11 protein-coding genes are annotated in these 13,785 nt (G+C 69.7%); 4 read left to right on the forward strand and 7 right to left on the reverse strand.

What is annotated here, in order from left to right:
* Positions 1–2: 2 nt before the first annotated feature.
* Positions 3–1,181: an ADP-forming succinate--CoA ligase subunit beta gene (sucC, locus tag M1L60_RS42005; protein ID WP_253243185.1), complete on the reverse strand. Its 1,179-nt coding sequence runs from the start codon at positions 1,179–1,181 to the stop codon at positions 3–5.
* A 436-nt stretch (positions 1,182–1,617) separates the two neighbouring features.
* Positions 1,618–2,022: a coenzyme B12-dependent isobutyryl CoA mutase small subunit gene (gene icmB, locus M1L60_RS42010; protein ID WP_253243186.1), complete on the reverse strand. Its 405-nt coding sequence runs from the start codon at positions 2,020–2,022 to the stop codon at positions 1,618–1,620.
* Positions 2,023–2,406: 384 nt separating this feature from the next.
* Between icmB and M1L60_RS42015 the strand changes: the two genes are divergently transcribed.
* A complete protein-coding gene (locus M1L60_RS42015; protein WP_253243187.1) occupies positions 2,407–3,147 on the forward strand; it encodes a M23 family metallopeptidase in 741 nt (246 codons plus the stop codon).
* Between the two features lie 403 nt (positions 3,148–3,550).
* A complete protein-coding gene (locus tag M1L60_RS42020) occupies positions 3,551–4,447 on the forward strand; it encodes a M23 family metallopeptidase (protein WP_253243188.1) in 897 nt (298 codons plus the stop codon).
* 167 nt (positions 4,448–4,614) lie between these two features.
* Here the strand turns inward: M1L60_RS42020 and pcrA are convergent, their stop codons facing one another.
* Positions 4,615–7,032 carry a DNA helicase PcrA gene (gene pcrA / locus M1L60_RS42025; RefSeq protein WP_253243189.1) on the reverse strand — a complete coding sequence of 806 codons (2,418 nt, stop codon included), beginning with the start codon at positions 7,030–7,032 and terminating at the stop codon, positions 4,615–4,617.
* A gap of 146 nt (positions 7,033–7,178) precedes the next feature.
* Here pcrA and M1L60_RS42030 point away from each other — a divergent pair, with 146 nt between their 5' ends.
* Positions 7,179–9,029 (forward strand): bifunctional metallophosphatase/5'-nucleotidase, encoded by a 1,851-nt coding sequence (locus M1L60_RS42030; protein ID WP_253243190.1) that lies wholly within the window; start codon positions 7,179–7,181, stop codon positions 9,027–9,029.
* Positions 9,030–9,281: 252 nt separating this feature from the next.
* The gene (locus M1L60_RS42035) at positions 9,282–9,581 is read left to right on the forward strand and encodes a chorismate mutase (RefSeq protein ID WP_253243191.1); all 300 of its coding nucleotides are present in this window, start codon (positions 9,282–9,284) and stop codon (positions 9,579–9,581) included.
* A gap of 140 nt (positions 9,582–9,721) precedes the next feature.
* Here M1L60_RS42035 and M1L60_RS42040 read toward each other — a convergent pair whose 3' ends face one another.
* The 4 genes from M1L60_RS42040 to M1L60_RS42055 are packed head-to-tail and all read right to left on the reverse strand — an operon-like array spanning position 9,722 to position 13,612.
* Complete coding sequence (locus tag M1L60_RS42040) at positions 9,722–10,705, reverse strand: ABC transporter ATP-binding protein (RefSeq protein WP_253243192.1); 984 nt, start codon at positions 10,703–10,705, stop codon at positions 9,722–9,724.
* A 46-nt stretch (positions 10,706–10,751) separates the two neighbouring features.
* Positions 10,752–11,780 (reverse strand): ABC transporter ATP-binding protein, encoded by a 1,029-nt coding sequence (locus M1L60_RS42045; protein ID WP_253243193.1) that lies wholly within the window; start codon positions 11,778–11,780, stop codon positions 10,752–10,754.
* Between the two features lie 7 nt (positions 11,781–11,787).
* On the reverse strand, positions 11,788–12,693 hold the full coding sequence (locus M1L60_RS42050; RefSeq protein ID WP_253243194.1) for an ABC transporter permease: 906 nt from the start codon (positions 12,691–12,693) through the stop codon (positions 11,788–11,790).
* Entirely contained in the window at positions 12,686–13,612 is a 927-nt protein-coding gene (locus M1L60_RS42055; protein ID WP_253243195.1) for an ABC transporter permease, read from the reverse strand. Before M1L60_RS42055 ends, M1L60_RS42050 begins: the two co-directional genes overlap by 8 nt.
* Positions 13,613–13,785 lie beyond the last annotated feature (173 nt).

Genomic DNA, 13,785 nt, shown 5'->3' on the forward strand with positions numbered 1-13,785 from the left:
GATTACTTCCCCGCAGCCGCAAGCTCGGCGGCCCGAGCGGCCGCTCCGTCCATCGTGTCCACCCGCTCGACCAGCGGGTTGTTGGCGCCGTCGAGGATGGCCCGGCCCGCCTCGGCGTTGTTGCCGTCGAGGCGCACCACGAGCGGCTTGGTCACCGTCTCGCCGCGCTCACCGAGCAGGGCGAGGGCCTGGATGATGCCGTTGGCGACCTCGTCACAGGCGGTGATGCCGCCGAAGACGTTGACGAAGACCGACTTCACGGCCGGGTCGCCGAGCACGATCTCGAGGCCGTTGGCCATCACCTGGGCGCTGGCGCCACCGCCGATGTCGAGGAAGTTGGCCGGCTTGACGTTGCCGTGCTGCTCGCCCGCGTAGGCCACCACGTCCAGAGTGGACATGACCAGGCCCGCGCCGTTGCCGATGATGCCGACCTCGCCGTCGAGCTTGACGTAGTTGAGGTTCTTGGCCTTGGCCGCCTGCTCCAGCGGGTCGACCGCGGACTGGTCGATCAGCGCCTCGTGGTCGGGGTGACGGAACGCCGCGTTCTCGTCCAGCGTGATCTTGGCGTCCAGCAGGAGCACCCGGCCGTCGCCGACCTTGGCCAGCGGGTTGACCTCGACCAGGGTGGCGTCCTCGGCCACGAAGGCCTGCCACAGCTTGACCGCGATGTCGACGATCTGCTCGGCGACCTCGGCCGGGTACTGCGCCGCGGCGACGATCTCGCGGGCCTTGGCCTCGTCCACGCCCTTGACGGCGTCGATGGCGATCTTGGCGACCCGGTCCGGCTGCTCCTCGGCGACCGTCTCGATCTCCATGCCGCCGGCCACGCTGGCGATGCACAGGAACGTGCGGTTGGCCCTGTCCAGCAGGTAGGAGAAGTAGTACTCCTCCTTGATGTCGGCCGTCTCGGCCAGCATCACCTTGTGGACCGTGTGGCCTTTGATGTCCATGCCCAGGATGTCGGTCGCGCGGGCCTCGGCCTCGTCGGCGCCGTCGGCCAGCTTGACGCCGCCCGCCTTGCCCCGGCCCCCGACCTTGACCTGCGCCTTGACCACGACCTTGCCGCCGAGACGCTCGGCGATCGCCCGGGCCTCCTGCGGGGTCTCGGCGACGCCACCGCCCAGCACGGGCAGCCCGTGCCGTTCGAAGAGGTCGCGCCCCTGATATTCGAACAGGTCCACGTGTCTCCTTTCGCTCGCGACGCCATGCGCCGGCAAGCCGCACCGATGCGTCCCGACCTGTGTGCGCGGCGGCCTAGCGGCGTCGCCGGCGATAAGAATGTCCGGCCCTTCGGGCCATCATTCGCAGACTAGCGACCGGGACGGCCGGTCCGGAGGCGCGGGTGCACGGTGTGCAAGACCGCACACCCTTCGGTACGTGTTCCGGCCGCGCCACGCGGGGCCGGAGTGACCCGGAAACTCCCGGCGTTCTTCGCGTAACCGTCCCCCGGAGGCCTCGTTGAGTGTGGTGTCGGAACGCTGTGGCGAACCGGCACGAAGGCGGCCGATGCCCTGTCGGTCGAGGGGTGGCGGCGGGGCATCGTGCATAGAGGGGCCGGACGTGTGAGGGGTGCGTCCGGCCTCTCCCCCTGCCTTTTATTTCTCGCGTTCCGGCAGGTCACGCCACCGGCGACGAGACATTGGCGCGTACCCATTCGATGATGGATGCGGTAGTGGCGCCCGGGGTGAAAATGCGGGCCACCCCGAGCTTTTCCAATTCCGCGATGTCGTCGGCCGGGATGATGCCGCCGCCGAATACGACGATGTCACTGGCGTCTCGTTCCGCGAGCAGTTGGATGACGCGCCGGAACAATGTCATGTGCGCCCCGGACAGAACGGACAAACCGATCGCGTTGGCGTCCTCCTGGACGGCGGTCTCGACAATCTGTTCCGGCGTCTGGTGCAGGCCGGTGTAGACGACCTCCATGCCGGCGTCGCGCAGCGCCCGGGCCACCACCTTGGCCCCGCGGTCGTGGCCGTCGAGCCCCGGCTTCGCGACCACCACTCTGATCCGTGCTTCCATGCTGCCCCTCCGACTGACCGCGTTGTCACCTGAACGAACGGTAACCTGCCGGACCGCCGCGAGGTAGCCGCCGCCCCGGACCGGAGATCACCACCGGTGACCGAAAATGTATTCTGCGTCACCTCACTTTCTGTTTTTAGAGCAATTACTCCGCGTGCGCGAACACTTCTTCCAAAAAGGCCGCCAATTCGGACATTCGCTGAGCAATACGGACCAGGAACTGTCAGCGATTTGGCGCTGCGACTTGTGACCGGGGAGACGTTTGGCTACCGTGGCTCCCGGCTGTCAAGCAGTTAACCCTGATCTGACAGCGCGGTTGCCTCTCGAATCACCGATAACTCGGCCTCGGAGCCCCGCACCTTTGCCACCGACGGAGGGTTGTTCGTGCGCCAGCGCTTGTCGTCTGAGCCCGATCGTTATCGGGGTCGTCGCCGCGTACCCACCCCTCCGCGCAGCCGCTACGCCATCGCCGTCACCGCCGCTTTCGCCGGGGCCGGGGTTGTCGCCCTGGGCGCCTCGAACATGCCCGACGCCAAGACCGTCGACCCGCAGGCTCTGCAAGGCCTCGGTGGCAACCAGGTCGCGGCCGAGGCACTGGCCGAGCGTGATGCCGACACCGACGCTGCCTCGCGTAGCAACAGCCGCGAGTCGGCCGCCAAGACCAAGGTGAGCGCCGAAGAGGCCGCGCGCGACGTCTGGCTCCTCCCCCTCGACGACTACACCTTCACGTCGGGCTACGGCATGCGGTGGGAGAAGCTGCACGCCGGCATCGACCTGGCCGCCCCCGAGGGCATGCCCTACAAGGCGATCCACGCGGGCAAGGTCACCCAGGCGGGCTACTTCGGCGCCTACGGCTATGCGATCACCGTCGAGGACGACAAGGGCAACGAGGTCATCTACGCCCACTCGCGGCGGGTACTCGTCAAGAAGGGCGACACCGTCAAGGCCGGGCAGGTCATCGGCCAGGTCGGCAACACGGGCGCCTCGTACGGCACCCACCTGCACATCGAGATCCACGTCAAGGGCACACCGACCGACCCGATCCCCTACCTGCGTCAGCGCGGAGTCGACGTCAAGCTCCAGGTCGAGTCGGTGTACGCCGCCGGCCTGGCCGCCGCTTCCTGATCTCCCTCCCCAGGGCCCGCTGAGAAAAACCTACCCCTCAGCCGCCGCCCAACCTCCTCGATCCAGTGGTCCACCCCACCGGCGTTCGCGACGGCTCAGCGGCATCTGCCCGGCCTCCGCGTGACTCAGCGGCCCAGCTTTCACAGCGGTCCAGCTTTCACAGCGGTCCAGCGGCATCTGCCCAACTCGGCCCTCACGGCAGCCCGGCTTTCACGGGGCTCAGCGGCATCTACCCGACCCGGCCCACGGCAGCTCAGCTGCTTCTGCCCGACCCGGTCTTCGCGGCGGCTCAGCAGCGCTCGGTTGCAAGTCGGGTGAACCGGGGCGCATCTCTCTCAAGATCTCTTCAGGCGGGCCGACAGGCAGATGTCGGTGAGTCGTTCTGCCTGGGAGGTTGTGCCGCGTGGTGTTCCAAGCCGAGACCCGTTCCGCCGGGCAGCACCGCCGGGAACAGGCCGGGCGGCACCGCGCCCCGCGCACGCTGACCTCCGCCGACCTGGAGTCGGGTGCCCGCTCTTCCACGAGCCCTCTGCGCGGCGCCGCTTCTCTCACCAGTCCCCTGCGCAGCTTTCCTCCCTTCGCCAACCTCCTGCACAGCTTTTCCTCCGTCACCAATCCCCTGCGCAGTGATCGTGGCCGAGCCGTTCTGCTGACCGCCGCGCTCGCCAGCGCACTGGTCACCGGTGTGGCCGGTGGGACCGCGGCAGCAGCCGTCCGCTCGGCTGAGCCCGTCGCCGTCGTCGTGGCTACCCCCGCGCCCGAGCCCGAGACCACCGTCGAGGCCCCGGTCGCGCCGTGGAAGCCGCCGGCCTCGGGCGCCGCCGCCGGCGCCCCGCGCAAGGTCAAGCCGCGCGCCCTGGCCCCGGTCAAGGCCAAGGCGAAGACCCAGTCGGCCACGGGCTGGGTCAACCCGATGCCGTCGGGCCGGGTCACCTCGTGTTACGGACAGCGCTGGGGCCGCCTGCACGCGGGCGTCGACATCGCCGCCCCGCACGGCACCCCGATCCTGGCCGCGGGCCACGGCGTCGTCGTCCGGGCCGGTGAGGCCCAGGGCTACGGCCTCGCGGTGCTGATCGACCACGGCAACGGTTACCTCACCCACTACGGGCACATGTCCGCCATCGCCGTCCAGGAGGGCCAGCACGTCGAGGCCGGCGAGCAGATCGGCGACGAGGGCTCGACCGGCCACTCCACCGGACCTCACCTGCACTTCGAGGTCCACCAGGGCTTCTACAAGAACCCCATCGAGCCCACAGCCTGGCTGCGCGAGCGCGGCGTCCCCGTCCCCGGCTGCGACTGACCCGAACCGGCCACGTTCGCTCCACCCGCCCGGGCCGACCACCCGCCCGGGCCCACCACCCGCCCGGGCCCACCACCCGCCGTTCCGCCCGGCCGGGCCGACCACCCGGCCGGGCCGACCACCCGCCGTTCCACCCGGCCCGGCTGTTTTCGGCTCGACGCGGTTGGCTAGATCTTTTCGATCGGGGCGTGGCGCAGGATCAGCCACATCACCTGGTCGCCGAAGTCGACCTGGGCCCGGGCGCCCGGGCCCTGGCCCTCGACGGCCACCACGCGGCCCAGACCGTAGCGCTGGTGGTTGACGCGATCGCCCGCCGCCACCTTGGGCGCCTGCTGGCGCAGCTCGCTCGCGGTCGACAACTTGCTGGCGTCGATGCCGAGGCGGCTCGCCAGTTGCTGGGCCTTGGGCGTACCCCCGGAAAAACCGCCGCCGCGGGACCGGTCGCCGCCACCGCGCCCGCCCACGCCGCCGCCCGTGCCCGACCACGAGGTGTAGGAACCGGCCGTGCGCTCCCAGCGGACCAGTTCGGTCGGCAGCTCGTCGGTGAACCGTGAGGGCGGGTTGTACTGCGGCTGGCCCCAGGCAGCCCGGGTCACCGCGCGGGACAGGTAGAGCCGCTGGCGGGCGCGGGTGATGCCCACGTAGGCCAGGCGGCGCTCCTCTTCCAGCTCGTTGTTGTCGCCGAGGGCGCGGGTGTGCGGGAAGACGCCGTCCTCGAGGCCGGTCAGGAAGACCACCGGGAACTCGAGGCCCTTGGCCGTGTGCAGCGTCATCAGCGTGACCACACCCTGGTGGTCGGGGTCGTCGTCGGGCAGCTGGTCGGCGTCGGCCACCAGCGCCACCTGTTCGAGGAAGCCGGCCAGGGTGGCCGCGGGGGCCTCGTCGTTCTCGTCGGCCTGGGCCTCGACCCGCTCGGTGTACTCGCGGGCGACGCTCACGAGCTCTTGCAGGTTCTCGACGCGGCCCTGGTCTTGCGGGTCGAGGCTCTCTTCGAGCTCGGAGAGCAGACCGGAACGCTGGAGCGCGACCTCGAGCACCTCTTCCGGCGGGGCCGTGGCGGACATCTCGCGCAGGTCGTCGAGCAGCTGGACGAAGTCGCCGATGCTGTTGGCGGCCCGGGTCGAGATGCCGGGCGCGTCCTTGGCGTGGCGCAGGGCCTGGCCGAACGAGATGCGGTCGCGGCTCGACAGCGCCTCGACGCAGGCCTCGGCCCGATCGCCGATGCCGCGCTTGGGGGTGTTGAGCACGCGGCGGATGCTCACCGTGTCGTCGTCGTTGACCACCGACCGCAGATAGGCCAGCGCGTCGCGGACCTCTTTGCGCTCGTAGAACCGGACGCCGCCGACCACCTTGTAGGGCAGGCCGACCCGGATGAACACCTCTTCGAAGACGCGGGACTGCGCGTTGGTGCGGTAGAAGACCGCAACATCACCCGGGCGTACGCCGTCCCGGTCACCCAGCCGGTCGATCTCGCGGGCCACCCAGTCGGCCTCGGCGTGCTCGGTGTCGGCCACGTAGCCGACGATCTGCTCACCGGCGCCCTGATCGCTCCAGAGCCGCTTGGGCTTGCGGGAGGTGTTGCGGTCGATCACGGCGTTGGCCGCGGACAGGATCGTCTGGGTCGAGCGGTAGTTCTGCTCGAGCAGGATCGTGCGCGCGTCGGGGTAGTCGCGCTCGAACTCGAGGATGTTGCGGATGGTGGCGCCGCGGAACGCGTAGATCGACTGGTCGGCGTCACCCACCACACACAGCTCGGCCGGCTCGACCTCCCCGCCCTTCACACCCACCAGCTCCTTCACCAGCATGTACTGCGCGTGGTTGGTGTCCTGGTATTCGTCGACCATGACGTGGCGGAAGCGGCGACGATAAGCCTCGGCAACGTGCGGGTGCGACTGGAACAGGTGGACGGTGGCCATGATGATGTCGTCGAAGTCGAGCGCGTGGGCCTCGCGGAGGCGGCGCTGATACAACTCGTACGCCTCGGCGACTGCCCGTTCGTTGGGGCCCTTGGCCTTGTCCTTGAACTCTTCCGGCTCGACCAGCTCGTTCTTGAGGTTGGAGACCTGGGCGGCCAGGCTGCGCGCGGAGTACCGCTTGGGGTCGAGGTCGAGCTCGCGGATCACCAACGTCATCAGGCGGCGCGAGTCGTCGGCGTCGTAGATCGAGAAAGTGCTCTTGAGCCCGGCATGCTCGTGTTCGGCGCGCAGGATGCGTACGCAAGCCGAGTGGAACGTCGAAACCCACATGAGCCGGGCCCGCGGGCCGACGAGCTGGGCCACCCGCTCTTTCATCTCGCCCGCGGCCTTGTTGGTGAACGTGATCGCGATGATCTGGCCCGGGTGGACGTCGCGCTCGGCCAGCAGATAGGCGATGCGATGGGTGAGCACCCGCGTCTTGCCCGAGCCGGCGCCGGCCACGATGAGCAGCGGCGTGCCGGCATGGGTGACGGCGTCGCGCTGGGGGCCGTTGAGACCGGTCAGCAGCGCCTCGGGATCCCGCTTCGGGCGGGGCCGGGCCTCGGCGGGCGGACGGGTGGCAGGCACCGCGAACAGGGTGCCGTCGGGGGTTTCGGAAGTAGGTCGCATCGCGGGCGCAAGTCTATGCCGACCCACCGACAAGAATCCTCCGCCGCACAGACGCCCACTGGTTATCCACAGGGCATAGCGCCCACCAGCATCTATGCATCAGGCTGTCGGAGTTGACCGGACACTCGATCGAGGGAAAGAACATCATGGATCGTTCCCGTCGCCGGACCGTGCTGCGTCACCTCGCGGCACCGGCCCTGGCCCTGGCCGTGGTCGCTGCCCTGCCGCTGGCCTCCAGCCCCGCGCAACCGGCGGCCGCCGCGCCGCCCGAGTTCCAGTCCGTAAGCGTCAACTACGGGCTGCCCAAGGGCACGACCGTCAAAGGTCAGTTCCTCAGTTACAACGACTTCCACGGCGCGATCGACCCGCCGTCGGGCAGCGGGGCGGTCGTCAACGCCTCCGGCACGTCGACCCCGGCCGGTGGCGTGGAGTACCTGGCCACGTACCTCAAGAAGCTGCGGGCCGAGGCCAAGGCCGAGGGTCGTCAGACGGTGACCGTCGGGGCCGGTGACCTCGTGGGGGCGACCCCGCTGGTCAGCGCCGCGTTCCACGACGAGCCCACGATCGAGCTCATGAACCAGGTCGGCCTGCAGGTCAGCTCCGTCGGCAACCACGAGTTCGACGAGGGCGTGGCCGAGCTGATCCGCCTGCAGCGCGGCGGCTGCCACCCGACCGACGGCTGCCAGGACGGCGACGGTTTCGGCGGGGCGAAGTTCACCTACCTCGCCGCCAACACGATCAACAAGAAGACCGGCCTGCCGATCCTGCCCCCGATCGACATCAAGATCATCAACGGCGTGCCGGTCGGTTTCGTCGGCCTGACGCTCGAGGGCACCGCGGCCATCGTCAACCCGGCCGGCATCCAGAACGTGCGTTTCGCCGACGAGATCGAGACGGCCAACAAGTGGGGCAACGTGCTCAAGCTGCTCGGCGTCAAGGCGCAGGTGCTGCTCGTGCACGAGGGCGGCTCGCAGGCCACGGCCACCCCGACGCCCGGGGTCAGCGACTGCACCGGCTTCACCGGCCCCATCGTGCCGATCGTGGCCGGGCTCAACCCCGAGTTCGGGCTGGTCGTCAGCGGCCACACCCACCGGTTCTACTCGTGCTCGCTGCCCAACAAGAAGGGCACGTCGGTCGTCACCAGCGCCGGCACCAACGGCCAGCTCATCACCGACACCGACTGGTCGATCGACCGGCGCACCGGCCGGTTCGCCGAGATCACGGCCAAGAACGTGATCGTCGAGAACGGTGTGCCCGACGGCAACGGCGGCTGGCAGCGCGACGCGAACGGCGTCTTCCTGAAGAACCCGGCCACGGTCGACGCCGGGGCCAAGAAGGTCGCCGACAAATACCGTACGGCGGTCGCGCCGATCGCCAACCGGGTCGTCGGCCGCATCACCGCCGACATCACCCGCACCGCCACCCCGGCCGGCGAGAGTCCGCTGGGTGACGTGATCGCCGACGCCCAACTGGCCCGCACCACGGGCGAGGGCGCTCAGATCGCGCTGATGAACCCGGGCGGCATCCGGGCCGACTTCGACGCCGAGGCCTCGGCCGGCGGCGAGGCCAACGGCGAGATCACGTATGGCGAGGCGTTCACCGTCCAGCCGTTCAACAACCTGGTGGTCACCCAGACCTTCACCGGCGCGCAGCTCAAAGAGGCGCTCGAGCAGCAGTTCGTCGGCTACAACGGCCAGACCACGACGAAGATCCTGCAGGTCTCGGCCGGTTTCACCTACACGTGGAGCGCCTCGGCCCCGCTCGGCTCCAAGATCTCGAACCTGGCCCTGAACGGCACCCCCATCGACCCGGCCGCCTCCTACAAGGTGACAACCAACGACTTCCTGGCCAACGGCGGTGACGGCTTCTCGGCCCTGACCGCCGGCACGGGCCGCGTCACCGCCCCCGGCTTCGACATCGACGCCCTGGTCGCCTACCTGGGCGCCGGCGACCCGGTCGCCCCCGGCCCCGCCAACCGCATCAGCACCATCGCCTAGTCACTCCGTGGAGCGGCCTGCTGCGCAGGCCGTCCCACAGATCGGGCGGTTTTCTTGCGTCGCTGTTCCGAGCGGGGGCATACTCGGCAGCGTGATCCAGCAGGCGCGATTTTATGGCTACGGCACCGGGGCTCCGGCGACCGTAGGCTGCGTCTGAACGACAGACCTACGTCAAGCCCCGGGCCTTCCCGCCCGGGGCTTGATGCTGCCCGGGCCGGCTCGACCGGAGCGCCAGCACCCGAGGAGCACGACATGAGCGCCGACACGACGACGAAGACGGACCAGAACACCGGCACCGCCGAGCCCCTGGCCGCCGAGGAGATCCGCGCCATCCGCGAACGCATCGACGAGATCGACCAGCAGCTCATCGACCTCTGGCAGGAACGGGCCCGCCTCTCCCAAACCGTCGGCAAGACCCGCATGGCCAGCGGCGGCACCCGCCTGGTCCTCTCCCGCGAACGCGAGATCGTCGAACGCTTCCGCGAGGCCCTGGGCCCCGACGGCGCCCAGGTCGCCCTGATGATCCTCCGCGCCGGCCGCGGCCCCCTCTAGATCTAGAGAAAGAGCCGGGCCAACGCCACGGCCCGACGTGATCGTCGAGGTCAGCGCGATCGAGCTGCTCAGAAACGGTACTCATTGGATCGCCCGCCCGCTGCTAAGAATTCGCCGTCGCGCCGTTACCAACCAGCCCGTCAGAAGCGGCGCATCACGTGGCGGACTTCGGCGTAGTGGCAGGCGCTGGGGTGGGAGCTGCGTTGGCGAATCTCGAGCAGGGGCTCGTGGTCGGCGCAGCCTGGTTGGGCCTTCCAGCAGCGGGTGCGGAAGCGGCAACCCGAAGGTGGGTCGGCTGGGGACGGCACGTCGCCTTCGAGCATGATGTGGTCGCGGCGGCCTCGTAGGCGGGGGTCGGGGACGGGGACTGCCGACAGCAGGGCCTGCGTGTACGGGTGGGTGGGCTGTTCGTAGATCGCGGCGTGGTTGCCGGTTTCGACGATTTTTCCCAGGTACATGACGGCCACCCGGTCGGAGATGTGGCGGACCACCGACAGGTCGTGGGCGATGAAGACGTACGCCAGTCCCAGTTCTCTTTGCAGTCCTTCCAGCAGGTTGATGACCTGGGCCTGGATGGAGACGTCCAATGCGGACACCGGCTCGTCGCAGACGATGATTTCGGGGCGCAGGGCCAGGGCCCTCGCTATGCCGATGCGCTGGCGTTGGCCGCCGGAGAACTGGTGCGGGTAGCGGTTGATGTGGTCGGGATTCAGGCCGACGATGTCCAGCAGCTCTTGCACCGCGCGGGCCTTGCCGTACTGCGGTACCGCGTCGCGGTGGATGTCGTACGGTTCGCCGATGATGTCGCCGACCGTCATCCGGGGGTTGAGTGACGTGTACGGGTCTTGCAGCACCATCTGGATGTTGCGGCGGGACCGGCGCAGGGCCGCGCCGCCGAGGCGGGTGAGGTCCTCACCGCGTACGCGAATTTCGCCCTGGGTCGGTTTTTCCAGGCCGACCAGCAGTTTGGCCAGCGTCGACTTGCCGCAGCCGGATTCGCCGACGATGCCCAGGGTCTCGCCTCGGCGCAGTTGCAGGTCGACGCCGTCGACCGCCCGCACCGCGCCCTTGCGGGCCTTGAAGTGTTTGACCAGGCCCCGCGTCTCGAGCACGACGTCAGACACCGAGGGCCTCCCGGACGAAAAAGGCGAGGAGGACGAAGAGAACGAGTCAGACACCGAGGACCTCGCGGACGAAGTGGCAGCTCGTGACCCGGTGCGGGGCGATCTGGTAGGCCGGCGGCGGCTCGAGGCGGCAGATCTCCCGGGCGTACGCACATCGGGGGTGGAACGCGCAGCCGGTCGGGATGTCGGTGAGCGCCGGCGGCAGCCCGCGGATCACGTTGAGCGCCTGCCCCTTGTGGTCGAGGCGCGGGATCGATTCGAGCAACGCCTTCGTATAGGCATGGGCGGGGTGGGCGTAGATGTCGTACACCGGTGCCTCTTCGACGACCTTGCCCGCGTACATGACGGCGATCCGGTCGGCCACGTCGGCCACCACGCCCATGTCGTGGGTGATCAGCATCAGGCCCATGTTGCGCTCGCGTTGCAGGTCGGCCAGCAGGCTCATGATCTGGGCCTGGACCGTGACGTCGAGGGCGGTGGTGGGCTCGTCGGCGATCAGCACCTCGGGGTCGAGGGCGAGGGCCATGGCGATCATGACGCGTTGCCGCATGCCGCCGGAGAACTCGTGCGGGTAGTCGTCGACGCGGCGGCGGGCGTCCGGGATGCGGACCTGGTCGAGCAGCTCGATCGCGCGGCGCTTGGCCTCCCGGCGGGACGTGCCGCGGTGCACCCGGAAGAGCTCGGCCAGCTGGAATCCGACGGTGTAGACCGGGTTCAGCGCACTCAACGCGTCCTGGAAGATCATCGCGATGCGGTTGGCCCGCACCTTGCGGCGCTCGCTCTCGGGCAGGCGCAGCAGGTCGACGCCGCGGTAGAGCACCCGCCCGCCGGTGACGTGGCCGGGCGGGGTGTCGAGGATGCCCATGATCGCCTGCGCGGTGACCGATTTGCCGCAGCCCGATTCGCCCAGCACGGCCAGCGTCTCGCCCGGGTTGAGCCACAGGTTGACGCCGTTGACCGCGCGGGCCACGCCGTCGCGGGTACGGAACTCGACGTGCAGATCCTCCACGTGCAGAAGCGGCGCCCGCGGGTCGAGGCCGGGCAGCGCATCGACGTGAGCCGTAATCTCGTTCATCGGCGCCTCACCGCAGTTTCGGGTCGAAGGCGTCGCGGATCGCGTCGCCGAGCATGATGAAGGCGAGCACGGTGGCCGCCAGGAAGACCGACGGCCAGACCAGCGGGGCGGCCGCGGTCCGGGCGAACGGGCCGGCCTCGGCGATGGCCAGGCCCCAGCTGACCGCGTCGCCCTTGAGCCCCACCCCCAGGTACGACAGGGTGGCCTCGCCCGCGATGTTGACCCCGAGCAACACGGTCAGCACGACGATGAACGGGCTGACCGCGTTGGGCAGGATGTGCCGCAACATGAGCCGGGCCGGGCTCGCGCCGAGCATCCGGGCCGCGGCCACGTAGTCCTGGTTCTTGGCCGAGATCACCGCCGAGCGCATGACCCGGGCCGCGGTGGTCCAGCCGAGCACACCGAGGGTGACGATCACGGCGAACACCCCGTTGCTCTCGGGGTCGGACGACAGGCGCCGGGCCAGCACGATCGCGCCCAGGATGAACGGGATGGCCAGCACGATGTCGACGAAGCGGGACAGCACCGCGTCCACCCAGCGTCCGAAGTAGCCGGCCAGCAGCCCGACGACCAGGCCGATCACGCCGGCGATGAGCGTGGCGGCGACCCCGACGAGGATCGAGTCCCGGGCCCCGTACACGGTCTTGGCATAGACGTCGCAGCCCTGGAAGTCGTAGCCGAAGGGCGCGCCGCCACCGGCCCCGGCGTTCTTGCGGGCGAGCAGGCAGTCCTTCGGGTCGGCCGAGGTGAACAGAGAGGGCCAGGCCGCCATCAGCAGCACGACGACGACCAGCACCGCCGCGATCCAGAAGATCTTGCGGGTACGCAGGTCGAGCCAGGCATCACCGGCCAGGCTGCGCGGTTTGCCGCCCGTCGGCTTCGGCGCCTCGACGGTGGCGTTGCGGTCACTCATAGCGGATCCGGGGGTCGAGGGCGGCGTAGAGCAGGTCGACGATCAGGTTGATCACCAAGAAGACGATCACGAGGACGCTGACGAAGCTGACCACGAGCGGGCCGTCCTCGGTCCGGATGCCGCGGAGCAGGTTGAAGCCGACCCCGGGGATGTTGAACACGCCCTCGGTCACCACCGCGCCCGACATCAGCACACCGAAGTCGACGCCGATCAACGTGATCACCGGGATCAGCGAGTTGCGCAGCACATGCACCCCGACCACTCGCTTGGGGGCGAGGCCCTTGGCCCGGGCCGTACGCACGTAGTCGGACCGCAGGTTCTCGGCCACCGCGGCCCGGGTCACCCGCAGCTCGGTCGCGACGACCAGCGTGCCCAGCACCAGGGCCGGCAGCAGCAGTTGGTAGAGGTTGGCGTCGCGGGTCGCGGTCGGCGGGAACCAGCCGAGCTGGATGCCGAACACCAGCTGGGCCAGCGGGGCCAGCACCACGATCGGCATGGCCAGCACGAGCAACGTCAGCACCAGGGTCACGGTGTCGAACGCGCCGCCGCGCCGCAGCCCCGAGAGCACACCGGCCCCGACCGCGACGACGGCCGCGATGACGATCGCCAGCAGGGCCAGCCGCAGGGTGACCGGCCAGGCCTGGGCCAGCATCTCGCCGATCGGCCGACCGGTGAGCGAGCGCCCGAGGTCGCCGGTGAGCAGGCCGGTCACGTAGTGCCAGTACTGCGTGAAGAAGCCGTCGTCCAGGTGGTACTGCGCGTTCAGCGCCGACCGCTGGGTGTCGGTGAGGGGACGGTCACCGACCAGCGCCTGGAGCGGGTCGTCGATGTTGGCGAACATCAACGCGTAGACGACAAAGGTGGCCCCGAAGAAGGTCAGGACCATCTGCAGCAGTCGCCGCACGATGTAGCGGAACATGGAGAAGCCTTTTGGGCGCGGAGGGGACGGACAGACAGCGGTGGGGGGGGGGGGGGGGGGCCCCCCCGGGGGGCCCCCCCCCCCCCGGCCCCCCCCCGCCTCCGACCTGGGCGAGCTGATGCACGACCAGCTTCGCCGGCTGCCCCGGGGACGGCCGTGGCGCATCGCTGTCG

This window comes from Paractinoplanes aksuensis, from assembly GCF_024137025.1.
Classification (GTDB): domain Bacteria; phylum Actinomycetota; class Actinomycetes; order Mycobacteriales; family Micromonosporaceae; genus Actinoplanes; species Actinoplanes aksuensis.